The organism is Ochrobactrum sp. A-1, assembly GCF_022488005.1.
Lineage (GTDB): Bacteria > Pseudomonadota > Alphaproteobacteria > Rhizobiales > Rhizobiaceae > Brucella.
The window spans coordinates 523,483-544,315 of record NZ_JAKVQC010000003.1 but is presented as its reverse complement, the minus strand read 5'-3'; the positions used below and the strand labels follow the sequence as shown (position 1 = coordinate 544,315).

Sequence of the window (20,833 nt, the reverse complement as noted above, 5' to 3'; positions counted from 1 at the left end):
AATGGCCAAAGGGATAGAGATACGCGAGGCCCATTTTCCGGGCCGTGCTCCCATTGATGCCTACGGCGACGGGGGCTTCCGTTTTGCCGAAATGTCGCATCGCGGCTCCATTCTTTGCCTGCCTTCGGGCATTCATGGCTGGGAACCCGCGACACCGCCGATACTTGGCAAAGCCGATCTCAAGATGATCCTTGAGCAGGCATCCGATATTGAAATTCTTCTGGTGGGGACGGGCATGGATTTGCGCCGTATCCCAGAAGATGTGCGCGCCATCCTGCGCGAACACCGCATTTCTTCCGATCCCATGAGCACGGGTGCAGCCGTCCGAACCTATAATGTGCTTATGGCCGAAGATCGCGCGGTTGCGGCGGCACTGATTGCTGTAGACTGACATCATGAACGAGAATGAGGCACATTGCCTGGCATTGCTTCGCGAAGCTGACCGGGATCGCTATCTTTCAGTGCTTTATGCACCGGAGGATCGTCGCGGCGGTCTGGCTGCATTGTATGCGTTTAATGCGGAAGTTGCGCGTATCCGTGATCTGGTCCACGAACCGCTGCCGGGTGAAGTTCGGCTGCAATGGTGGCGCGACCTCATCAACGGCGAGGCGAGGGGCAGTGCCGAAGCGCATCCCGTGGCCGCAGCACTGATCGGCACCATTGAAAAATATGAGCTGCCCCGAGCTGCCTTCGATAATTACTGCGAAGCGCGCATCTTCGATCTTTATGATGACCCGATGCCCAGCCGAAACGATCTGGAAGGTTATTGCGGTGAAACCGCATCGGCGATCATCCAGTTAGCCGGCTTTATACTGGACAGGGATGCCGCGCAGGCGCAGACGGAAACAACTGGCCATGCTGGCGTGGCGCAGGCAGTGACAGGCTTGCTCCGCCTTATGCCTATTCACCGGCAGCGCGGGCAGCTCTATGTTCCTGCTGATATGTTGCAGGCGGTTGGCGTGACGCGCGAGGCATTTATCGCTGGCGAAGACAAGGCTGCTGTCGAGCGCGTGATCAGCATCATGCTGGCTTTCGCGCGTGAACATCTGGCAATTTTCGAGAAGAACAAATCAGAGCTGCCGAAGAGCCTCGCTCCGGCGTTTCTGCCTTTGGCGCTTGCTCCAGCCTATCTGCGAGCAATCGAGCGCCTGGGCGGGCAGGCTGCGGAAAAGGTGGCGGACATTTCTGCCATCCGAAAGCAATGGCTCATGTTTAGAGCCAACTTCTGAGCAGCCAGAGCCGATGGGCTTCAATTCAATCGAACGAATCCCATCGCAATATCACTCAGCCAGTCCTTGCCCCGAGCCCAGCCCCAAGTCCAGCCATTGACGGCAATCAGCCAGAGCACGTGCGGAAAGGGCTTGCTTCTTGGCAACAGTCTTTTCCTTGCCGCGCAGACGCTTGCCTTCCGGCTTTGGAACATCGACCGGCGGGAACAGGCCGAAATTTACATTCATCGGCTGGAACGAACGCTTGCCCGGCTCATCGTCGGCAACGATGTGTCCACCTGTAATATGACCGAGCAGGGCGCCGAATGCGGTTGTTCCCGGCGGTGGCGTCAGCGTTTGCCCCAACTTTTCTGCCGCAGTGAAACGACCTGCCAGCAGGCCGATAGCTGATGATTCGACATAGCCTTCACAGCCTGTCACCTGACCGGCAAAGCGCAATGTCTCGCGTGATTTCAAGCGAAGGGTAGCATCGAGCAGCACCGGAGAATTCAGATAGGTATTGCGATGAAGGCCACCAAGACGGGCGAATTCCGCATTTTCCAGACCCGGAATCATCTTGAAGATGCCGGTCTGGGAACCGTATTTCAGCTTCGTCTGGAAGCCGACCATATTGTAGAGCGTGCCGAGCGCATTGTCCTGACGGAGCTGCACGACGGCATAAGCCTTCACCGTCGGATTATGGGCATTGGTGAGGCCCATCGGCTTCATCGGCCCATGACGCAAGGTTTCCGGTCCGCGTTCGGCCATCACTTCGATCGGCAGGCAGCCATCGAAATAGGGTGTGCCTTCCCATTCCTTGAAGTCGGTCTTGTCGCCTTCGACCAATGCGGCCACGAACGCCTCATACTGCTCCTTGTCCATGGGGCAGTTGATATAGTCCTTTCCGGTGCCGCCGGGGCCAACCTTGTCATAGCGCGACTGGAACCAGCAGACATCCATATTGATCGAATCAAAATGGATAATCGGAGCAATGGCATCGAAGAAGGCCAGAGCATCAGCACCGGTCTGCGCCTGGATGGCTTCAGCCAGTGAAGGCGCGGTGAGAGGTCCGGTGGCAACGATGCTCGTTCCCCATTCCTCTGGCGGAAGGCCAGTGACTTCTTCCCGAACGATTGTAATCAGGGGATGGGCTTCAAGCTTCGCAGTGACAGCCTGCGAAAAGCCTTCGCGGTCGACAGCCAATGCGCCACCAGCCGGAACCTGATGTGCATCGGCACAAGCCATGATGAGAGAACCGGCAAGGCGCATTTCGGCATGAAGAACGCCGACGGCATTGGTTTCGGCATCATCCGAGCGGAAAGAGTTGGAACAGACGAGCTCGGCAAGCTGCTCGGTCTTGTGGGCATCGGTGCCGCGCACGGGACGCATTTCGTGCAGTATGACGGGCACGCCCGCCTGTGCGAGCTGCCATGCAGCTTCAGAACCGGCAAGACCGCCGCCGACGACGTGAACGGGAGAAAGATCGGATGTGTTTGACATGGGCCATTCCCTTATCGCCTTTGTTGAACGCCTTCAATGGAGAAGGCTCGCTAAGGACGGGAATCGTGCCGCAAAAAGAAATGGCATCCGTCGCGGGAGGAGGAGCGACGGATGCCATTATGGTAAGACCGGTATTGGGAGGAGGAGAACCGGTCTTGTTATCGCAAAACCTGGGAGGAGGATGGTTCTGCGATGAACCAAGTCTGGTGGGAGGAGGAGCCAGACTTGGAGAAACCCATATCGGGAGAAACTGTGAGGCTTGTTAAATTAGCGAGCCCTGGTCTTTAACGGGTCTTGGTCTGGCGAGCCACGAACGGAATGTCCGCGCGGGAGATGCCAAGATCGTTCAGCTCACGGGTAGAGAGCTGGCTGAGTTCATTGACGGTGTCGCGGTAACGGCGCCAGTTGTTGTAAGAGCGGATAAGGTTCATCGTGCTATTCCTTCATCGTTGAGGAACTGGAGTTCTGTTCAATTCATCTCGTTTGTTGTCCATGATATAAGCTATTGTTTTCGCAGGTTGCAGACCCGAGTTTGCATAGCTGCTTTGCGGGTTCTGCACGACACGTTAAATCGATTAGACTGGTAGGGCACAAAATTGCCGCAAAGCGATTTGATCCAACCCTTTGCCGACAGCGTGGTTTCCTATATGTTCTCAACCGCTTACAGTTGCGACAGCACAACTGACAGACTGACCAGGAGCTAATTTGTCACTTTCCATTTCTGTTGAACGCCTGATCGAGAGATGGCAGCGAGACGGTCTGATTGATGTAGAAACAGCATCGAAGCTGAATGCCGATCTTGAAAAACGTGCTTCGGTCTTCAGCCTCGGTTCCGTTCTGGCCACGCTTGGCGGGCTGCTTCTTGGAGCAGCCGTTATCATGCTGGTTGCTGCCAACTGGCAGGAAATGCCGCGCCTTATGCGCATTGGCCTCATATTCGTTCTTATATGGGCGAGCTATCTTGGCGGCGCCTGGCGGCAGTCTCGCGGTGACAAGATGTTCCCCGGCGTACTCTATATTGTAGGGGCTGCATCGTTCGGGGCAGGGCTGGCGCTCGTGGGGCAAATGTATCATTTGTCCGGCGATATCCATTCCGCCGCAATTTACTGGTCTGTTGGTGTCCTGATTTCAGCCTTTCTTCTGCGGGCGCCGGTATTGGCTGCTTTCGGTGCGGGTGTCGCCTGTTTCTATCTTTCGACTTATGTATTCGATGGCTCGTCCTATGATGATATGACCTATCGCTGGGTCGGCCCGCTGCTTCTGCTCTTTGGCGCTATGGCAGCCCTTTTCACGCGCTCGCGGCATGCGGCTCATCTATGGGCCATGTTCTCCATCGGCTGGGCTTTGCTCGTCTATGCCGAGCATGAGAGCAATACGGTATTGGTGCTTATGCTGCTCGTGGGAATCGGCCTGATACTGGCTGACGGCTTTGCCCATGCCACGCTGGAGAGACTGACCCGCTTCGCTCATCCGCTTGCGGCATACGGCCTGGCTCTTGCGCTGCTGGCGCTTGTCACGCTTCAGCTCAACCAGATGTTCTCCTATTCCAGCGTTACCGCAAGTTTGGATCGGGACATAGTATATAGCATCTTCATACTGGCGCTCGCGATCGGGGCGATTGCGGTGGCTGGTCGAAATAATGGTGGCTTGCGCTCCATCGCCTATGCCGCATTTTCGATCGAAGTCCTCTATCTGGCCTTTCAGACGGTCGGTACGATGATCGGAACGTCAGGATTCTTCCTGACCGCGGGCATCCTCGTGCTGCTGCTGGCTGCATTTGTGCGACGTATGGAGAACCGTTTCGGACGGAAAAGCAGCGTGGAGGTTCACCCATGACCATTCGGTTCAAATGGCTTTATGTCGGGGCAACCATCACTGCATTGCTGCAAACAGGCGTTCTTTATGCAGGTATCGGAAAACGCGCCTCTGTCTTGCGTTCAGGCACGGAAGTGACGCTTCAGACGGAACCGTTCGATCCGCGCGACCTGATGCGCGGCGATTATGTTGTTCTGGGTTACGAGATTTCCAGTCTGTCCCGAAAGGATATTCAGGGCGAACGTCCTGCCGGTTCGCGAACCGTCTATGTGGCGGTGAAGCCCGATTCAAATGGGATAGCTCGTTTTTCACGCGCCTCATTCCACCCGTTTTCGGAGCTTGCGTCTGGTGAGGTGCAGATTCGCGGCGAAGCCGTCTATTCCATCTCGGATGATCCGCAATCGAATATCCGTCTCAATTTCGGTATTGAGCGATATTATGTGCCCGAGGGGCAGGGACGCGCGATTGAAGATAGCCAGCGGGAGCGGCGGATTACCGCCGTTGTGGCGGTTGATCCGAAGGGAATGCCGGTCATTAAAGCCCTGCAGGAAGACGGACGACAGCTCTATCAGGAGCCTCTTTATTGATCCTGTCATCACGCCCTGTTTCAAAAGGGTTGGCTGACGCGACAGGATCGCTATATAGAGACGGAAAGGGCAGGAAGAGCTCAGCCTGATCGAACCTTGTAAATCTATGCAAGGAAGGCGGCTTTTTTCCTTTGAACCGGGAAAATTGGATGATATAGAGACGCGCGCTTTCGAGGGGCGGTTCAATATCTGAGACGAATTATGGTGCGTTCTGAGGAATGTACTTCGGTTCAGAAGCGGATGTGGCGAAATTGGTAGACGCACCAGATTTAGGTTCTGGCGGGAGACCGTGGGGGTTCGAGTCCCTCCATCCGCACCAACTGCCATAAGGCAAAAGAATTTCTCTCCCGCGACAAGGCAAACAGGCCGGTGACGGCGGGACAATGACAAGAAGTGAAGGTTTGAACATGCAGGTTACCGAAACGCTCAATGAAGGGCTGAAGCGCGAGATCAAAGTCGTGGTTCCGGCCAAGGACCTCGAAGCCAAGCTCGCAGAGCGGCTGGAAACTGCGCGTGACCGCGCCAAGATCAACGGTTTCCGTCCGGGCAAGGTGCCTGCGGCTCACCTTCGCAAGATGTATGGCAAGTCCTTCATGGCGGAGATCGTCAACGAAATCCTCAACGACTCGTCGCGTTCGCTTCTCGCTGAACGCAACGAAAAGTCGGCTACGCAGCCGGAAGTCATCATGTCGGAAGACGAAAAAGAGGCTGAACAGGTTCTCGACGGCAAGGCCGATTTCGTTTTCTCGCTGAACTACGAAGTTCTGCCGGCAATCGAAGTCAAGGACTTCTCGAAGATCGCAGTTACCCGTGAAGTCGTCGATATTTCCGATGAGGAAGTTGACGATCAGGTCAAGCGCATCGCCTCGTCGACCCGCACCTTCGAAACCAAGAAGGGCAAGGCCGAAAACGAAGATCGCGTCACGATCGATTATCTGGGCAAGCTCGACGGTGAGCCTTTCGACGGCGGTGCGGATAATGATGCACAGCTCGTTCTCGGTTCGGGCCAGTTCATTCCGGGCTTTGAAGAGCAGCTCGTAGGCGTCAAGGCTGGTGACGAGAAGGTTATCAACGTAACGTTCCCTGCTGAGTACGGCGCCGCTCATCTGGCTGGTAAGGAAGCTACCTTCGACATCAAGGTCAAGGAAGTTGCCAAGCCGAACGAACTCGTCCTTGATGACGAAACCGCAAAGAAGCTCGGCATCGAATCGCTTGAGCGTCTGCGTCAGGTTGTTCGCGAACAGATCGAAAGCCAGTACGGCCAGATCACTCGCCAGAAGGTAAAGCGTCAGATTCTCGACGCTCTGGACGGCGACTATCAGTTCGAAACGCCGCAGAAGCTTGTTGACGCCGAGTTCAACAACATCTGGCAGCAGATCAACTTCGACCTGCAGCAGGCTGGCCGCACGTTCGAAGACGAAGAAACCACAGAAGAAGCTGCTCGCGAAGAATATCGCAAGCTTGCTGAGCGTCGCGTACGCCTCGGTCTGGTTCTGTCGGAAATCGGCGAAAAGGCTGGCGTTGAAGTTTCTGAAGAAGAACTGCAGCGCGCTGTTTACGACCAGGTTCGTCGCTATCCGGGTCAGGAAAAGGAAATCTACGAATTCCTGCGCAAGACGCCGGATGCCGTTGCCAACCTTCGCGCCCCGATCTTTGAAGAAAAGGTCGTTGACCATCTGCTCGCCAACATCAACGTGACCGACAAGAAGGTCTCGAAGGAAGAGCTGACGGCTGAAGACGAAGACGCAGCTTCGGAAGCAAAGCCTGCCAAGAAGGCTGCTCCCAAGAAGAAGGCCGCTCCTAAGAAGAAGGCAGACGAAGGCAAGTCCGAAGAGGCTTGATCTTCACTTCCAGCATGAATTCGGAAAGGCCGCGCATAGCGCGGCCTTTTCGTTTTGCGATCATGGAAATGGTGGCTGAAAAGCTTGCATCCGGTGGGGCTTTGCTCTAGCCAATACAACAATCAGTTTCAGCCCAATCACAGTATTGTCGAGCCAGTAATGTCCCTAATCGATACGCGTATACCTGAACCCAAACGCTTTATCTCCGGCGCGACCGGCGACTGGGAAGTCGTCATCGGCATGGAAGTCCATGCGCAGGTCACGTCAGAATCGAAGCTGTTCTCCGGCGCTTCCACTTCGTTTGGCGCGGAGCCGAATTCGAATGTTTCTCTGGTTGATGCTGCCATGCCGGGCATGCTGCCGGTCATCAATCTGGAATGCGTCAAGCAGGCGGTTCGCACGGGCATCGGGCTCAACGCTCAGATTAATCTGAAGTCTGTTTTCGACCGCAAGAACTATTTCTATCCCGATCTGCCACAGGGCTATCAGATTTCGCAGTTCAAGCAGCCAATCGTTGGCGAAGGCAAGATCATGATTTCGGTCGGCCCGGACAATAAGGGCCAGTTCGAAGACGTGGAAATCGGCATCGAGCGCCTGCATCTGGAACAGGATGCAGGCAAGTCCATGCACGACCAGCATCCGACCATGTCCTATGTGGACCTGAACCGTTCTGGCGTAGCGTTGATGGAAATCGTGTCGAAACCGGACTTGCGCTCCTCCGATGAAGCACGCGCTTATCTGACCAAGCTGCGCACGATTGTCCGCTATCTCGGCACGTGCGACGGCAATATGGATGAAGGCTCGATGCGCGCCGACGTAAATGTCTCCGTCCGCCGTCCGGGCGGTGAATTCGGTACACGTTGCGAAATCAAGAACGTCAATTCGATCCGCTTCGTCGGTCAGGCAATTGAATATGAGGCTCGCCGCCAGATCGCCATTCTCGAGGACGGTGGCTCCATCGATCAGGAAACACGCCTGTTCGATCCGGTAAAGGGGGAAACCCGGTCCATGCGCTCCAAGGAAGAAGCACATGACTATCGCTATTTCCCTGATCCAGACCTTCTGCCGCTCGAGTTCGACCAGGCATTCGTGGATGCGCTGGCAGTGGATCTGCCGGAACTGCCGGACGTCAAGAAGCAGCGCCTCGTCGAGAAGCAGGGTATCTCGATCTATGATGCATCGATTCTCGTTACCGAGAAGGCTATTGCTGATTATTATGAAGCCGTTGCTGCCGGTCGTGACGGCAAGGCCGCAGCAAACTGGGTCATCAACGACCTCCTTGGTGCGCTGAACAAGGCTGGCAAGGACATTGAGGAATCACCCGTCAGCCCTGAACAGCTTGGTGCAGTCATCGATCTCATCAAGGAAGGCACGATTTCCGGCAAGATCGCCAAGGATCTTTTCGAGATCGTCTGGAATGAGGGTGGCGATCCGAAGAAGCTCGTTGAAGAACGTGGCATGAAGCAGGTCACCGACACCGGTGCCATTGAGAAGGCTGTAGACGATGTCATTGCCGCCAACCCGGAAAAGGTTGAGCAGGCGAAAGCCAAGCCGACGCTGGCTGGCTGGTTTGTCGGTCAGGTCATGAGGGCGACCGGCGGCAAAGCCAACCCGCAATCTGTCAATGAACTGGTCAAGGCCAAGCTCGGGATTGAAGAGTGATGTGGGTCAGAAGCGCGACAGAGGCTGATCTCAAGGCAGTGCATGAACTGCTTGTATCAACCTGGCACGCGACCTTCGATGATATCCTCGGGCGGGAAATGGTGGATGCCGTTACCGCCCAGTGGCACAGCATTACTGTTCTGAAGGCCAATCTGAAGAAGCCTTATTCGGAGTTCATCGTCGCCGATAACGGCAATGGTGGCATTGATGGAATGGCTTTTGCCAGTCAGTCCGAAGAAAACAAGGCTTCGCTGCATCAGCTTTATGTTCGCCCTGACACCCAGGTTCAGGGTATCGGGACGATGCTTTTGGCTGAAATCGAGATGGCTTTTCCCGGCGTTCGAACGATGAAGCTTGAAGTGATCGAGAAAAACGCCAAAGCGGTGAATTTCTACGAGCGTAAGGGCTATGCCAAAGTCGGCCGCAATGAAGATTGGGGCGATCCCAATTGCAAGGAGCCGGTGCTGGTGATGGAAAAGTCGCTCGAGAGCTGGAATATGTAAAGCATGTCCCCCCAAAGTGGAGACCGGTTTGGGGATCAAGACATGCGAGCATATAAAAGCCTGAAGCGCGTAGCGTTTTGGGCCCATCATACTCTTGTGACAGCGGCAACTTGACCCTTGCCATGGCCGGTCGATAGGGCCATAAGCAAGAAAACCCGGTGGTTTCGGTCACCTGTGGCAATAATGGATCTGGAATAGGTCATGAAGAAATTTATTACGCAAGTTTTTACCTGGTGGAACGGCCAGACGCTCGGCACGCGGTTTCATACGTGGCGCAAGGGCGAGCGCGTCGGTGAAGACGAGTTCGGCAATATCTATTATCAGGGCGGCAAGGACTCCGAAGGTCGCACACGTCGCTGGGTAATCTTCAATGGCTATGCGGAAGCAAGTGCTATTCCTCCCGGCTGGCATGGCTGGATGCATCATCGCGTTGACACGCCGCCTACCAAGGAAGACTACAAGCCGCGTGACTGGCAGAAGCCGCATCTGCAGAACTTGACCGGATCTCCGCTGGCATATCGCCCAAAGGGCGCTATTGCTCGTCCGGGCACGGAACCTGCGGAACGTCCGCGCGTGACCGGAGAATACGATGCCTGGACACCAGGCAACTGATAATCGGTTTTGATCTTTGTCCGGCGCGTTCATCCGCGCCGGATTTATTATGTGTCCGCCTTTTGAAGCTATAGCGGAAAAGGTTTGAGGATAGACGGCTCGCTTAAGACCAACGGCAGCATTGCGGCTTGCGACTGGGCAACGAATCGTCACATTTCATGCTTAGGAATTGTTCCGGCTTAATTTAAACCCTTTTTGGATGCGGATCTCCGTTTTGACGAAGCAATCTCACGGCGCGGCTGGCAACGGAAAAAACCCGATCAAAAGGGCTGTTCAGGTTGCCCTGATTTCGCTCATGGCGACCACCAGCAGCTTTCAAACCGCCATGGCCGAACGCATTACTAATCCGGTTGCTGAGTTCTCGGGTCTGGATAAAATTACCGGACGCATCACGACGTTCGACGTCTATATCAATGAGACAGTTCAGTTCGGAGCCCTTCAGGTAACGCCGAAAGTTTGTTATTCGCGCACAGAAAACGAAGCACCACGCACTGATGGTTTCGTTGAAGTCGAAGAGATCACGCTTGACCGAAAGATTCGCCGTATTTTTACCGGCTGGATGTTCGCCGATAGTCCGGGTCTCAACGCAGTCGAGCATCCGATCTATGACGTCTGGCTAAAGGACTGCAAGCAGAAGTCGGAAGTGCCTCCGCCGGATCAGCGCAATTAACGGCAGCTACTCAGAATTGCGCGATTCCATCCAGCGCGTTTTCCAGAAGTTTCTCATATTTTTTCCGCGAAACTTCCACGGCGCCGAATCTTTCGAGATGTGGCGTGGTGAACTGCGTGTCGAGAAGTACGAAGCCTCGGCTGACCAGATGCTGGACCAGATAGGCAAGGCAGACCTTTGAAGCATCTCGTTTGCGAGTGAACATGCTCTCACCAAAGAAGGCGCGTCCGAGTGTGACGCCATAAAGTCCACCGACGAGCTGTCCGTCATGCCAAGCTTCGACCGTGTGGCAATGTCCGATCCCGAACAATTCCTTATAGGCTTGGCGGATTGGCCCGTTGATCCATGTGCGCGCGCGTTCACCGGTTCCGCTTGCACAACCTTCGATCACGCCATCAAAATCGCTGTCGAGTTTTATGTCAAAAATGCCCTGGCGAATGGTCTTCAGGAGGCTTTTGGGCATGTGGAAGCCATCGAGGGGGATAACACCGCGCTTCTCGGGACGCACCCAGAAGACTTCGGGATCGTCGGCTTCTTCGGCCATGGGAAATATTCCCGTGGCATAGGCCCGCAGGAGCAACTCCGGTTCGATTGAATAGTCGTCCGGGGGCACTCCTGCGGTCATTTTCGTCAGGCGCTTTCGCCCTTGGTTTTCGTGGCCAGATATTTTTCCAGCCAATGAATGTCGTAATCGCCGTTGGCAATATCCTGATTTGCAATCAGGTCCTGGAAAAGCGGGAGGGTGGTTTTCACACCATCGACCACGAATTCGTCCAGCGCGCGGCGGAGACGCATCATGCATTCGACGCGATTGCGACCATGCACGATGAGCTTGCCGATAAGGCTGTCGTAGTAAGGCGGAATGCGATAGCCGGAATAAACGCCCGAATCCACGCGGATGCCGAGGCCACCTGGCGTATGATAATGCGTGATCAGGCCCGGCGAAGGCGCAAATGTCAGCGGATCTTCAGCGTTGATACGGCATTCGATGGCATGGCCGGAGAAGCGGATATCCTTCTGCTTTACCGACAGGCCGAGACCGGCTGCAACGCGAATCTGCTCGTGAACGAGATCGATACCCGTGATGGCTTCCGTAATCGGATGTTCCACCTGAAGGCGCGTGTTCATTTCGATGAAATAGAACTCGCCGTCTTCGTACAGGAATTCGATCGTTCCCGCACCGCGATAACCCAGTTCCGCACAGGCGTTGGCGCAAACCATGCCGATCTTGTCGCGTGCTTCGGCATTGAGCGCCGGTGAATTGGCTTCTTCCCAAACCTTCTGGTGGCGGCGCTGCAGGGAGCAGTCGCGTTCGCCCAGATGGATGGCATTGCCTGCACCATCGCCCATGACCTGAACTTCGATGTGGCGCGGCTTTTCGAGATATTTCTCGATATAGACCGCGTCGTCACCAAAGGCTGCACCGGCTTCGGTGCGAGCGGTCGCCAGCGCTACCGAAAGATCGTCCTCGGTGCGGGCAACCTTCATGCCGCGGCCACCGCCACCGGCAGAAGCCTTGATGATGACCGGATAACCGATTTCCTTCGCGATGCGTGCAGCTTCGACGTCATCCGTCACGCCGCCATCCGAACCAGGAACGACTGGAATGCCAAGGCGCTTTGCGGTGCGCTTGGCTTCGATCTTGTCGCCCATGATGCGGATATGCGAAGCGGTCGGGCCGATGAAGGTGATGCCGTGCGCTTCAAGAATTTCCGCGAACTTGGCGTTCTCCGACAGGAATCCGTAACCCGGATGGATTGCGTCAGCACCGGTGATCTCGCATGCAGCAACGATCTGATGGATGTTCAGATAGCTGTCGCGCGATGGCGGCGGTCCGATGCAGACACTTTCGTCCGCCAGACGCACATGCATCGCGTCGGCGTCTGCCGTGGAGTGAACGGCGACGGTCTTGATGCCCAGTTCCTTACAAGCCCTGAGCACGCGAAGAGCGATTTCGCCACGATTGGCTATGAGTATCTTTTGAAACATTGCGCTTTGCTGCCCGTTCATTGAATAAGCCGTAATCTGTTGTCTTATTCGATTACGACGAGCGGCTCACCGAATTCAACCGGCTGAGCGTCTTCGATGAGGATGGCCTTGACCGTACCAGCACGCGGGGCCGGAATCTGGTTCATGGTCTTCATGGCTTCGATGATGAGAAGCGTCTGACCTTCCTTCACCTGTGCGCCAACCTCGATGAAGTTGCGTGCGCCCGGAGCCGGAGCGAGATAGGCGGTGCCAACCATCGGCGACGGAACGGCGTTCTTCGAAAGATCAGCCTTGGTCGGTTCGGCGGCTGCAGCAGCTGGTGCAGCAGCATTAACAACAGGGGCTGCGGCAGGCATAACTGTCGCTGCGGCCTGAACCGTGACCTTGCGCGAAACGCGGATACGCAGATCGCCGTGTTCCACTTCGATATCGGTCAGGTCGGTTTCGTTGAGGATGTCCGCCAGGTCGCGGATCGTTTCCTTGTCGATGACGGAATTTTTGCTGGACATATCAGGCCCCTTTAACGCTTTGCCCGTTGTTTTCTTCTTCTTTGGCAATTGCCGCAAGCGCGCGCAGACCGAGCAGATATCCTTCCGCGCCAAAGCCGCAAATAACGCCTTTGGCGACTGCGGATACATAGGAGTGATGCCGGAAAGCCTCACGCGCATGAATGTTTGAAAGATGCACTTCCACGACCGTTACTTTGGCCGAGCGGATTGCATCATGAATAGCAACCGAAGTGTGGCTATAGGCGGCAGGATTAATGAGGACATAGGCGTTTTTGTCGCCAGCCTCCTGAATCCAGGTCACCAGATCGCCTTCGTAATTGGACTGACGAAAATCGACATTAAGTCCAAGTTGTTCGGCCTCACGCTTGCAGTCCGCCTCGATATTCTCGAGCGTTGCAACACCATATATCCCCGGTTCTCGTTTGCCGAGAAGGTTGAGATTGGGGCCGTTCAAAACAAAAACCGTTTTTGCCATATCCGTCCGCGACTGATAACGTGTTACCACGAAATTTCGGTACACTTCGCATTTCATATAGAGGGCTTGGACGCAAGCCGAAACCCTCTAAATCATTGCAGATGTTTTGCCGTACGAGTTTTTCCCGCTATTCTTTCCAAAATTAGCAGGCAATACGGCAATTTCTGTTTTCGCAACATAAACATTGGATGCCACGGCATAAACTGTTTCACAAAAGTGATCAGTCAAGCCACAGCCGATTTGCTTAATTTTTTGCTGCAGCGCGCGCTGCCGCGATTCTCTCGACCAGACCATCAACACCGATCGCGCCGGGAACCAGTTCATCTCCTATGATGTAGGATGGCGTGCCCGTAATGTTGAGCTGTTGCGCCAGCTGATAGGTCTGCTGGAATGCACCGGTGATGGCCGGGTCTTTCATCTTCTCGCGCAGCTGTGCTTCATCGGCCCCTAGCTTTACGGCATCGGCGATGGCAGAATCTTCCGTTGCACGCTCCTGCGCGCCCAGCAGCACTTCGTGAAATTCAGCGTATTTTTCCGGCATCAACGATCTGAATGCCTGTGCCACGACATGTGCTTTTGCCGAATCCGGACCGAGAATCGGGAACTCCTTCATGACAAACCGGACACTCTTGTCGGTTTTCAGAATCGCTTCCATGTCCGGCAGCGCTCGCTTGCAATAGCCGCAATTGTAATCGAAGAATTCATAGACGGTCACATCGCCGTTGGGATTACCAAAGACCGCATCATGCTTGGGATCGTAAAGGGCGGCGCGATTGGCAGTCAGCACCTGCTTGATCTGTTCCTGCGCCGCATGCGCCTGCTTGGTTTCAAGCGCGCTTTGCACTTCCAGCATCAGTTCAGGATTCTGGATGAGATAGTTGCGCACAACGTTTTCAATGGCCTGTTGGTTCATCGCCACAGGGGCCATAGGAGCCACAGAAGCGGCAGGGCTTTCCACGGCCGCTGGAACCTGTCGGGCCGTGCCAGCATAATAACCTAATGCAAGGGCGGCGATGCCTGCAACGCCGCTGGCAACTGTTATGGAAACTGCATTCTTCATTCCAAATTCCAATCTGTCTAGAATACCGGTTTCAGGCGCAAAATGCTGCCTTACTTGCTTTTCTTGGCATTAATAATGTCCTGCGCGCGAAGCCATTCGGGTGAACGGGGCTTCATCTGCTTTTGCGCACGGATGGCGAATATCTGGGCTTGCTGAAGCTTGCCAGAATAGTAGTTCATATCGGCAGTTGCGAGGTCGGCGAGCGCCATGTCACCTTGCTGTCCATAAGCCTGCGCGAGATAACCGTAGCCCCCTGGAAACTCGGGATCGGAGGCTATGCCCGCCTTGATCTCCTTGATCGCCGTCGGCATATTCGCCTTGGCGCCGGTGAGCATAAGGGCGCGCCCATAGCTCATGCGAAGCAACGGCGACTTGCGCGGATCGAGCGAAACGGCCTTCTGGAAAGCCTTTGCTGCTCCCGCGGCGTCATTGGCTTTCAGCAGGACTTCGCCGCGCATTTCCTGGAAATACGGGTTCTTTGGCTGTTCCTTGATGAGTGCGTCAAACTTCGGCAGTGCAGCGCGGGCCGAACCATTCAGGAATGTTGTGATGGCATTGCCATAACGGGCAGGGAGCCCGCCGGGATTGCTGCGGAACATCCGCTGCAGCGCGCCCATATTGCCCGAATAGGCGGCAATTTTTGCACGCGCCATATCGTGGCGCATCTGCAAAGCAGGAGAATCGGTTTTGTTGAAATACGGGCTCTTTCTCGCAAGTTCTTCCAGATTGGCAATTCGCTCGCGCGGGAGAGGGTGGCTGATACGATACTGGTCGATCTGGGTGCCGGTAAGCGACAAGGCCGATGCGAAGCGCTCAAATGTATCGAGCATTCCCTTGGTCGACTGCCCGGTGGCGTTGAGATAGTTTACGGCCAGGCGATCGGCGGTCATTTCTTCAGTGCGCTGATAATTGAGCACACTGCGCATGGCCACTTCGCTTGAGCCCATCGCAATGCCTGCGCCTGCGCCCGCTGCATTGCCGCTGCCGCTTGCGGCGCCTGCAACACCCGCGCCGACACCAAGCAACATGCCGATGATTGCCATATTGCGGGCACGGCTGAGTTGTTCGCGCAATCGCTCCTGATGTCCGCCGGCTAGATGTCCCGATTCGTGTGCGATCACGCCAATGATTTCATTGGGCGTTTCCGCCTGCATGATCGCGCCTGTATTGATGAAAATACGCCGTCCATCGACAAAGGCATTGAAGCTTTGCGAATTGACCAGAATAACGCGAACGCCGCGACCACCCAGACCTGCAGCCTTGAGGATAGGCGCAGCGTAATCGGCGACGAGTGCCTCGATCTCGGCGTCCCGCACGATGGGGACACCACCGCCGCGCGACTGCGCGAATGCGGGCAGGGCACTGGTAACTGCTATGGACATCGCGGCTGCCACAGCAACCGAACGGCGAACCAAACTAGGGAAAGAAAATCTTCTGGGTGGGAATGGTGTAGTCATCGTCCCCATCGTGTTGTTCTTCCTTCTTCAAACCGGTACGAATCTTATAGCCTTTGCATTCAATCATCGATAGGCAGGCGAGAGATAATCTCCATCTCGGAATTTGGTCGTATTTTCTCGAAAGGTGCTGTTGCTTTACCAATCCGGCGATTATACGGCGGATGTAGAATGCGAAACTCGCAATTTTCTGGAGGTAAAGTTGGTCACTCTTTCCAGCCGCAGCGCGGTCGAGCCCTTCCACGCCATGGATGTTCTGGCGGAGGCTAATCGTCGTCGCGCAGCCGGGCATCCAATCATTTCCATGGCGGTAGGTCAGCCTGCCGATCCGGCACCGGAAGTCGTTCGACAAGCTGCTGAACGCGCCTTGAAGGACGGTCGCATCGGTTACACCGACGCCTTGGGACTGATTGAACTGCGAGAGGCCATTGCTGCGCATTATGCCGATCATTACGGTATTTCGGTCTCGCCGGAACGTATTGCCGTTACGACCGGCTCGTCTGCAGCCTTCAATCTGGCGTTTGTGGTCTATTTCGATCCAGGTGACAGAGTTGCTATTACCCGTCCTGGCTATCCTGCCTACCGCAACATATTGACGGCGCTGGGCCTTGAGGTCGTGGAAATACCGACAGGCAATGGAACGTCGGCGTCACTGACTGCCGAGGCGCTTGCAGCGGCACATGCCGAAAAGCCCCTGAAAGGGGTATTGTTTGCAAGCCCGGCCAACCCGACCGGGGCGGTCATCGACAAGTCGGAACTGAAAGCGATCATCGAAACAGCCCGTGATCTGGGCATCCGGGTCATTTCGGACGAAATCTATCACCGGCTTTCCTATGAGACGGACGATGTCACGGCATTGGAGATTTCCGATGATGTGACGGTCATCAACTCATTCTCCAAATATTACTGCATGACTGGCTGGCGTATTGGCTGGATGGTTTTGCCTGAAAGCGATATCCGCGCAATCGAGCGACTGAGCCAGAGCCTTTATATATCTGCGCCGGAGCTTTCGCAGCGCTCTGCCATCGAAGCCTTCCATGCAACGGCGGAACTTGAGCGGGTAAAGGATCGCTATCGCAAGAACCGGCGCATCCTGCTGGATCATCTTCCACGCATCGGTCTCAGCCTGGCCGCACCGATGGACGGTGCATTCTATGCCTATTGTGACGTTTCGCGCTTTACCAATGACAGCATGGAATTTGCCCGCCGGATGATTGCTGAAATCGATATTGCAGCAACGCCGGGACGCGATTTCGACCCGCTGGACGGGCATCGCACGATGCGCTTTTCCTATGCCGGGAAGATCGAGGAAATGGAAGAAGCCGTCCGCCGCCTGGAAGGCTGGTTGCCACAACAGAAAGCCTGAGCCGGCTCCTTCAAACCATTCACAGTATTAAAAGATAAAGAAAAACCGGCGTTTCCGCCGGTTTTTTGATCTCAATTATGATGCTCTCAGAAGAAACCCTTCTTCTGCCACCAGCCCCCGCGCTTGGGCTTCTGGTCTTCGCTCTCGCTTGAAGTCACAACGGGCTCAGCGCTTTTCTGCGGCTCGGCAATCGTGGCCACTTCTGCTTCGACTACAACCGTCTCTTCGACTTCAACGACCGGTTTCGCAGCAGCTCTGCGTGTGCGCCGCTTCGGCTTCTCGGTTTCCGCTTCAGGTTCGTCAGCGACCACTACCGGCTCGGCAGGAACTTCTTCGGCTGCCTTCTTGCGGCTACGGGGCTTACGAGCAGGCTTGGCAGGCTTTTCCTCGGCTTCAGCAGCGACGACGTCCTCAGCCGCTTCTTCAGTCTTCGCAGACTTGCGAGCGCGGGGCTTACGGACAGGCTTGGCGGGCTTTTCCTCAACTGCTGCTTCGGTAACCGGAACCGCAGCTTCAGCGACCTCGGCCGCTTGTTCAACCGCTGCCACTGCTTCGACAACAGCTTCCTCGGCCTTAACCGGCAGAACCGGCGTGTAACCGACGAACTCTGGATCAGGAACTTTGCGTGCACGCGGTTCGTCGTCACGACGGTTCTTGCGTCCGCCCCGGCGACCGCGGCGACGCTTCTTGCGGCGATCTTCTTCGCTCAGCGAAGCATTAGAAGATGAATCCTGCGCGTCATCGGCGTCTTCATCTTCGTCGGAGGCATCTTCCGAAACGGAATCGGTCTTTGCGGCCTGTTCCGGGTTCTCGCGATCACGACCACCGCGGCGGCGGCGACGGCGACGACGCTTGCGATCACCTTCGTCACCACGATCTTCGCGAGCCTGAACGTCTGCCGTTGTTTCTTCTTCGGCTTCGTCCTCATCGACCGGGATTTCCGGATCTTCGATGTCGTCTTCGATATAGGCCATAGGCTGAACCGGAGGCTGGGTGATCGGCCGTGTCGACGGAGCGCCCTTGTCGATGACGAAATGCTGGTGACCGACGCTCTCGTCGGCGTCGATGCTGATCGCTACACCAAAACGTCCTTCCAGATCGGCGAGAAGCTGGCGCTTGTGATTGAGAACATAAAGCGCCGAAGCAGCCGGTGTGCGGACATGAATGTCGAAACCGGAGTGACGCAGCAGATAGTCCTCGATGCCGCGAATAATATGCAGCGCCATGGAGGAATCTGAGCGGATATGGCCGGTGCCGCCGCAATGCGGGCAGACCTGCATCGTGCTTTCCAGTACGGATGCACGGATACGCTGGCGCGACATTTCCAGAAGGCCGAAATGCGAGATTCGGCCCACCTGAATGCGCGCGCGATCATCCTTCAGGCAGTCCTTCATCTTCTTTTCGACAGCGCGATTGTTGCGCTTTTCTTCCATGTCGATGAAGTCGACGACGATCAGACCGGCGAGGTCGCGCAGGCGAAGCTGGCGTGCGACTTCTTCTGCAGCTTCCAGATTGGTCTGAAGCGCCGTGTCCTCAATCGAATGTTCGCGCGTCGAACGACCAGAGTTGACGTCGATGGCGACAAGCGCTTCCGTCTGGTTGATGATCAGGTAGCCACCTGATTTGAGCGTGACCTGCGGCAGCAACATGCGGTCGAGCTGGGCTTCCACGCCGTTTCGCGTGAAGATCGGGACCTGTTCGCGGTAAGGCTGGACGACCTTCGCATGGCTCGGCATGAGCATGCGCATGAAGTCTTTGGCTTCGCGGTAACCATTTTCACCGGAAACGAGGATCTCCGAGATGTCCTTGTTATAAAGGTCACGGATCGACCGCTTGATCAGGCTGCCTTCTTCATAGACGAGGGCAGGCGCCGTCGATTGTAGCGTCAGCGAGCGCACATTTTCCCAAAGACGCATCAGATATTCATAGTCGCGCTTGACTTCCGCCTTGGTGCGGTTTGCGCCAGCCGTGCGCAGGATCACACCCATGCCCTGCGGCACTTCGAGCTCCTTGACGATTTCCTTGAGGCGCTTGCGGTCCTGCGGATTGGTGATCTTGCGCGAAATGCCGCCGCCCCGTGCCGTGTTCGGCATCAGTACCGAATAGCGTCCGGCAAGCGAAAGATAGGTCGTAAGAGCTGCGCCCTTGTTGCCGCGCTCTTCCTTGACCACCTGAACCAGAAGAATCTGGCGACGCTTGATCACTTCCTGGATATTGTACTGGCGACGATTGGTGCGTGCAGGCATCGGAAGTTCTTCAAGTGCATCTTCCGAACCAACAGATTCAACCATGTCTTCTTCATGTTCGATGTCGTCCTCGTCGCCGTTGTCGACGGCTTCGGAGATCACATCGCTTTTGTGCGAAAGGGCAATGGCCGGTGTGCCGGGCACGTAATTTTCAAAAGCCGGGCCGACAGGCTCAGCCGCTGGCAATCCCTTGTCAGCTGCATTGGCCTGCGCGTCGCCGTTCTGGCCGTCACGGCGACCGCGACGACGGTTGCGGCGCGAACGATCGTTCCGGTCGCTGCGCTCGCTCTTGGCGCGCGGTTCGTCTTCTTCGTCTTCCGCGCGTGCGGCTTTGGCTTCCGCTTCGAGCAGCGCAAGACGATCTGCTACCGGGATCTGGTAGTAGTCAGGATGGATTTCCGAGAAAGCGAGGAAGCCATGGCGATTGCCGCCATATTCCACGAACGCAGCCTGAAGCGAAGGTTCGACGCGGGTAACGCGTGCGAGATAGATATTGCCTTTCAGCTGCTTCTTGTGTTCCGACTCAAAGTCGAACTCTTCAATCTTGTTGCCCCGAGTGACGATAACCCGGGTCTCCTCCGGGTGGGAGGCATCTATAAGCATTTTGTTGGACATTATTGTCTTTCCTGCCGGCGCGAAGACGCAAAACGCGTGCGCCGGACGAAACCCTGAGGGCTGTCGTGCTCACTGCGCTGCATCTGCCGGATGGTTCTGGGTTCGTCGGAATAAAAGCTGCTGCCTCCGCGCGCGACGGCCTCGTGGCGATCACGGTCTTCAGGCTTGCAGTGGTCAGTCTTGCTTGACCCATAGCTGTTCCGAACGAAACGACCTCATATATGACCCGAAAAAGCCGGGCCGACCTCATTGCTCTTTTCGAGCGTTGGCGACAGCGCGTAATGATGCGCAGTCGGCCGATAGAAACGGAGGGCGGGGGAGCCACATCTCCGCTGAATTCTGTGCTGGTTATCGGGGGCGGCGAATGAATATGCCGCTGTTTTCACTATCATTCCTTGCGGTTCATTTTGAGAACCGGCAAACGATTCTGATAGTTCACCCAAAACCTTTCATAGCTTTTATGGCGTCGTTTGAACGATGACAAGTGCGAATATCATTTGACATTCGCATCGCAATTTTGCCGAAAGCTGAGTATAGGCCCTGTTCAAGGTCGAAATACGGCTGGAAATCCTTCATTAATTATAGTTCTGTACGAGTGTTTTAATGGGTATTCGGGCGAGATGGTGCAGGGGCGAGCGTACCGGTATCGCGGTTTTTGATACCAGTCATTCAATGAGATTCTTGATTGTGGCAGCCGATGCATTTTCGAAGCGCTGAAAAC

20 protein-coding genes and 1 tRNA gene are annotated in these 20,833 nt (G+C 55.6%); 12 read left to right on the top strand and 9 right to left on the bottom strand.

Going from position 1 to position 20,833, the window contains the following annotated elements:
- The first annotated feature begins 1 nt into the window (after window position 1).
- Both MKS82_RS04365 and MKS82_RS04360 read left to right on the top strand, forming a co-directional pair.
- A complete protein-coding gene (locus tag MKS82_RS04365) occupies window positions 2–391 on the top strand; it encodes an Mth938-like domain-containing protein (RefSeq protein ID WP_109987677.1) in 390 nt (129 codons plus the stop codon).
- A 4-nt stretch (window positions 392–395) separates the two neighbouring features.
- Window positions 396–1,229 (top strand): phytoene/squalene synthase family protein, encoded by an 834-nt coding sequence (locus MKS82_RS04360; RefSeq protein WP_109987678.1) that lies wholly within the window; start codon window positions 396–398, stop codon window positions 1,227–1,229.
- 51 nt (window positions 1,230–1,280) lie between these two features.
- On the opposite strand, the gene trmFO is transcribed toward MKS82_RS04360, so the two are convergent.
- Together trmFO and MKS82_RS04350 are read right to left on the bottom strand one after the other, a co-directional pair.
- Window positions 1,281–2,708, bottom strand: a complete 1,428-nt coding sequence (trmFO, locus tag MKS82_RS04355; RefSeq protein ID WP_109987679.1) for a methylenetetrahydrofolate--tRNA-(uracil(54)-C(5))-methyltransferase (FADH(2)-oxidizing) TrmFO — start codon at window positions 2,706–2,708, stop codon at window positions 1,281–1,283.
- Window positions 2,709–2,992: 284 nt separating this feature from the next.
- On the bottom strand, window positions 2,993–3,139 hold the full coding sequence (locus tag MKS82_RS04350) for a DUF1127 domain-containing protein (RefSeq protein WP_104757279.1): 147 nt from the start codon (window positions 3,137–3,139) through the stop codon (window positions 2,993–2,995).
- 274 nt (window positions 3,140–3,413) lie between these two features.
- Here MKS82_RS04350 and MKS82_RS04345 point away from each other — a divergent pair, with 274 nt between their 5' ends.
- The 8 genes from MKS82_RS04345 (at window position 3,414) to MKS82_RS04310 (ending at window position 10,398) form a co-directional block, all read left to right on the top strand.
- Window positions 3,414–4,544 carry a DUF2157 domain-containing protein gene (locus MKS82_RS04345; RefSeq protein ID WP_109987680.1) on the top strand — a complete coding sequence of 377 codons (1,131 nt, stop codon included), beginning with the start codon at window positions 3,414–3,416 and terminating at the stop codon, window positions 4,542–4,544.
- Window positions 4,541–5,110 (top strand): GDYXXLXY domain-containing protein, encoded by a 570-nt coding sequence (locus MKS82_RS04340; protein WP_109987681.1) that lies wholly within the window; start codon window positions 4,541–4,543, stop codon window positions 5,108–5,110. The genes MKS82_RS04345 and MKS82_RS04340 overlap by 4 nt, the downstream gene beginning before the upstream one ends.
- Before the next feature lie 236 nt (window positions 5,111–5,346).
- Window positions 5,347–5,429, top strand: a tRNA-Leu gene (locus MKS82_RS04335).
- A gap of 88 nt (window positions 5,430–5,517) precedes the next feature.
- Window positions 5,518–6,951: a trigger factor gene (gene tig / locus MKS82_RS04330; RefSeq protein ID WP_276313275.1), complete on the top strand. Its 1,434-nt coding sequence runs from the start codon at window positions 5,518–5,520 to the stop codon at window positions 6,949–6,951.
- Between the two features lie 159 nt (window positions 6,952–7,110).
- Complete coding sequence (gene gatB / locus MKS82_RS04325; protein ID WP_109987683.1) at window positions 7,111–8,613, top strand: Asp-tRNA(Asn)/Glu-tRNA(Gln) amidotransferase subunit GatB; 1,503 nt, start codon at window positions 7,111–7,113, stop codon at window positions 8,611–8,613.
- Window positions 8,613–9,116, top strand: a complete 504-nt coding sequence (locus tag MKS82_RS04320) for a GNAT family N-acetyltransferase (protein ID WP_109987684.1) — start codon at window positions 8,613–8,615, stop codon at window positions 9,114–9,116. Before gatB ends, MKS82_RS04320 begins: the two co-directional genes overlap by 1 nt.
- A gap of 201 nt (window positions 9,117–9,317) precedes the next feature.
- A complete protein-coding gene (locus tag MKS82_RS04315; RefSeq protein WP_010661260.1) occupies window positions 9,318–9,728 on the top strand; it encodes an NADH:ubiquinone oxidoreductase subunit NDUFA12 in 411 nt (136 codons plus the stop codon).
- Between the two features lie 199 nt (window positions 9,729–9,927).
- Window positions 9,928–10,398: a DUF2155 domain-containing protein gene (locus MKS82_RS04310; RefSeq protein ID WP_109987685.1), complete on the top strand. Its 471-nt coding sequence runs from the start codon at window positions 9,928–9,930 to the stop codon at window positions 10,396–10,398.
- A 10-nt stretch (window positions 10,399–10,408) separates the two neighbouring features.
- Here MKS82_RS04310 and aat read toward each other — a convergent pair whose 3' ends face one another.
- The 6 genes from aat to MKS82_RS04280 all read right to left on the bottom strand — a co-directional run bounded on the left by aat (window position 10,409) and on the right by MKS82_RS04280 (window position 15,897).
- Complete coding sequence (gene aat, locus MKS82_RS04305) at window positions 10,409–11,023, bottom strand: leucyl/phenylalanyl-tRNA--protein transferase (protein WP_181394277.1); 615 nt, start codon at window positions 11,021–11,023, stop codon at window positions 10,409–10,411.
- 5 nt (window positions 11,024–11,028) lie between these two features.
- The gene (gene accC, locus MKS82_RS04300) at window positions 11,029–12,387 is read right to left on the bottom strand and encodes an acetyl-CoA carboxylase biotin carboxylase subunit (protein WP_109987686.1); all 1,359 of its coding nucleotides are present in this window, start codon (window positions 12,385–12,387) and stop codon (window positions 11,029–11,031) included.
- Window positions 12,388–12,431: 44 nt separating this feature from the next.
- Window positions 12,432–12,896 carry an acetyl-CoA carboxylase biotin carboxyl carrier protein gene (gene accB, locus MKS82_RS04295; RefSeq protein ID WP_109987687.1) on the bottom strand — a complete coding sequence of 155 codons (465 nt, stop codon included), beginning with the start codon at window positions 12,894–12,896 and terminating at the stop codon, window positions 12,432–12,434.
- Between the two features lies 1 nt (window position 12,897).
- Entirely contained in the window at window positions 12,898–13,371 is a 474-nt protein-coding gene (gene aroQ / locus MKS82_RS04290) for a type II 3-dehydroquinate dehydratase (RefSeq protein WP_109987718.1), read from the bottom strand.
- Window positions 13,372–13,615: 244 nt separating this feature from the next.
- Complete coding sequence (locus MKS82_RS04285; RefSeq protein WP_109987689.1) at window positions 13,616–14,431, bottom strand: DsbA family protein; 816 nt, start codon at window positions 14,429–14,431, stop codon at window positions 13,616–13,618.
- Window positions 14,432–14,481: 50 nt separating this feature from the next.
- Window positions 14,482–15,897 (bottom strand): M48 family metalloprotease, encoded by a 1,416-nt coding sequence (locus tag MKS82_RS04280; protein ID WP_109987690.1) that lies wholly within the window; start codon window positions 15,895–15,897, stop codon window positions 14,482–14,484.
- A 190-nt stretch (window positions 15,898–16,087) separates the two neighbouring features.
- On the opposite strand from MKS82_RS04280, the gene MKS82_RS04275 reads away from it, so the two are divergent.
- On the top strand, window positions 16,088–17,251 hold the full coding sequence (locus tag MKS82_RS04275; protein WP_240578376.1) for an aminotransferase class I/II-fold pyridoxal phosphate-dependent enzyme: 1,164 nt from the start codon (window positions 16,088–16,090) through the stop codon (window positions 17,249–17,251).
- An 86-nt stretch (window positions 17,252–17,337) separates the two neighbouring features.
- Here the strand turns inward: MKS82_RS04275 and MKS82_RS04270 are convergent, their stop codons facing one another.
- Window positions 17,338–20,112, bottom strand: coding sequence for an Rne/Rng family ribonuclease (locus tag MKS82_RS04270; protein WP_109987691.1), 2,775 nt, complete (start codon window positions 20,110–20,112; stop codon window positions 17,338–17,340).
- Window positions 20,113–20,114: 2 nt separating this feature from the next.
- On the opposite strand from MKS82_RS04270, the gene MKS82_RS04265 reads away from it, so the two are divergent.
- Window positions 20,115–20,300 (top strand): hypothetical protein, encoded by a 186-nt coding sequence (locus MKS82_RS04265; protein ID WP_061346398.1) that lies wholly within the window; start codon window positions 20,115–20,117, stop codon window positions 20,298–20,300.
- The last annotated feature ends 533 nt before the right edge of the window (window positions 20,301–20,833 follow it).

Excerpts from the sequence above, each read along its gene's own strand:
- MKS82_RS04280 (WP_109987690.1), bottom strand. The coding sequence starts at position 15,897 with ATGGGGACGATGACTACACCATTCCCACCCAGAAGATTTTCTTTCCCT.
- MKS82_RS04365 (WP_109987677.1), top strand. The coding sequence starts at position 2 with ATGGCCAAAGGGATAGAGATACGCGAGGCCCATTTTCCGGGCCGTGCT.
- aroQ (WP_109987718.1), bottom strand. The coding sequence starts at position 13,371 with ATGGCAAAAACGGTTTTTGTTTTGAACGGCCCCAATCTCAACCTTCTC.
- MKS82_RS04315 (WP_010661260.1), top strand. The coding sequence starts at position 9,318 with ATGAAGAAATTTATTACGCAAGTTTTTACCTGGTGGAACGGCCAGACG.
- trmFO (WP_109987679.1), bottom strand. The coding sequence starts at position 2,708 with ATGTCAAACACATCCGATCTTTCTCCCGTTCACGTCGTCGGCGGCGGT.
- MKS82_RS04350 (WP_104757279.1), bottom strand. The coding sequence starts at position 3,139 with ATGAACCTTATCCGCTCTTACAACAACTGGCGCCGTTACCGCGACACC.
- gatB (WP_109987683.1), top strand. The coding sequence starts at position 7,111 with ATGTCCCTAATCGATACGCGTATACCTGAACCCAAACGCTTTATCTCC.
- MKS82_RS04360 (WP_109987678.1), top strand. The coding sequence starts at position 396 with ATGAACGAGAATGAGGCACATTGCCTGGCATTGCTTCGCGAAGCTGAC.
- MKS82_RS04320 (WP_109987684.1), top strand. The coding sequence starts at position 8,613 with ATGTGGGTCAGAAGCGCGACAGAGGCTGATCTCAAGGCAGTGCATGAA.
- MKS82_RS04285 (WP_109987689.1), bottom strand. The coding sequence starts at position 14,431 with ATGAAGAATGCAGTTTCCATAACAGTTGCCAGCGGCGTTGCAGGCATC.
- accB (WP_109987687.1), bottom strand. The coding sequence starts at position 12,896 with ATGTCCAGCAAAAATTCCGTCATCGACAAGGAAACGATCCGCGACCTG.
- aat (WP_181394277.1), bottom strand. The coding sequence starts at position 11,023 with ATGACCGCAGGAGTGCCCCCGGACGACTATTCAATCGAACCGGAGTTG.
- accC (WP_109987686.1), bottom strand. The coding sequence starts at position 12,387 with ATGTTTCAAAAGATACTCATAGCCAATCGTGGCGAAATCGCTCTTCGC.
- tig (WP_276313275.1), top strand. The coding sequence starts at position 5,518 with ATGCAGGTTACCGAAACGCTCAATGAAGGGCTGAAGCGCGAGATCAAA.
- MKS82_RS04270 (WP_109987691.1), bottom strand. The coding sequence starts at position 20,112 with ATGTCCAACAAAATGCTTATAGATGCCTCCCACCCGGAGGAGACCCGG.
- MKS82_RS04340 (WP_109987681.1), top strand. The coding sequence starts at position 4,541 with ATGACCATTCGGTTCAAATGGCTTTATGTCGGGGCAACCATCACTGCA.
- MKS82_RS04310 (WP_109987685.1), top strand. The coding sequence starts at position 9,928 with ATGCGGATCTCCGTTTTGACGAAGCAATCTCACGGCGCGGCTGGCAAC.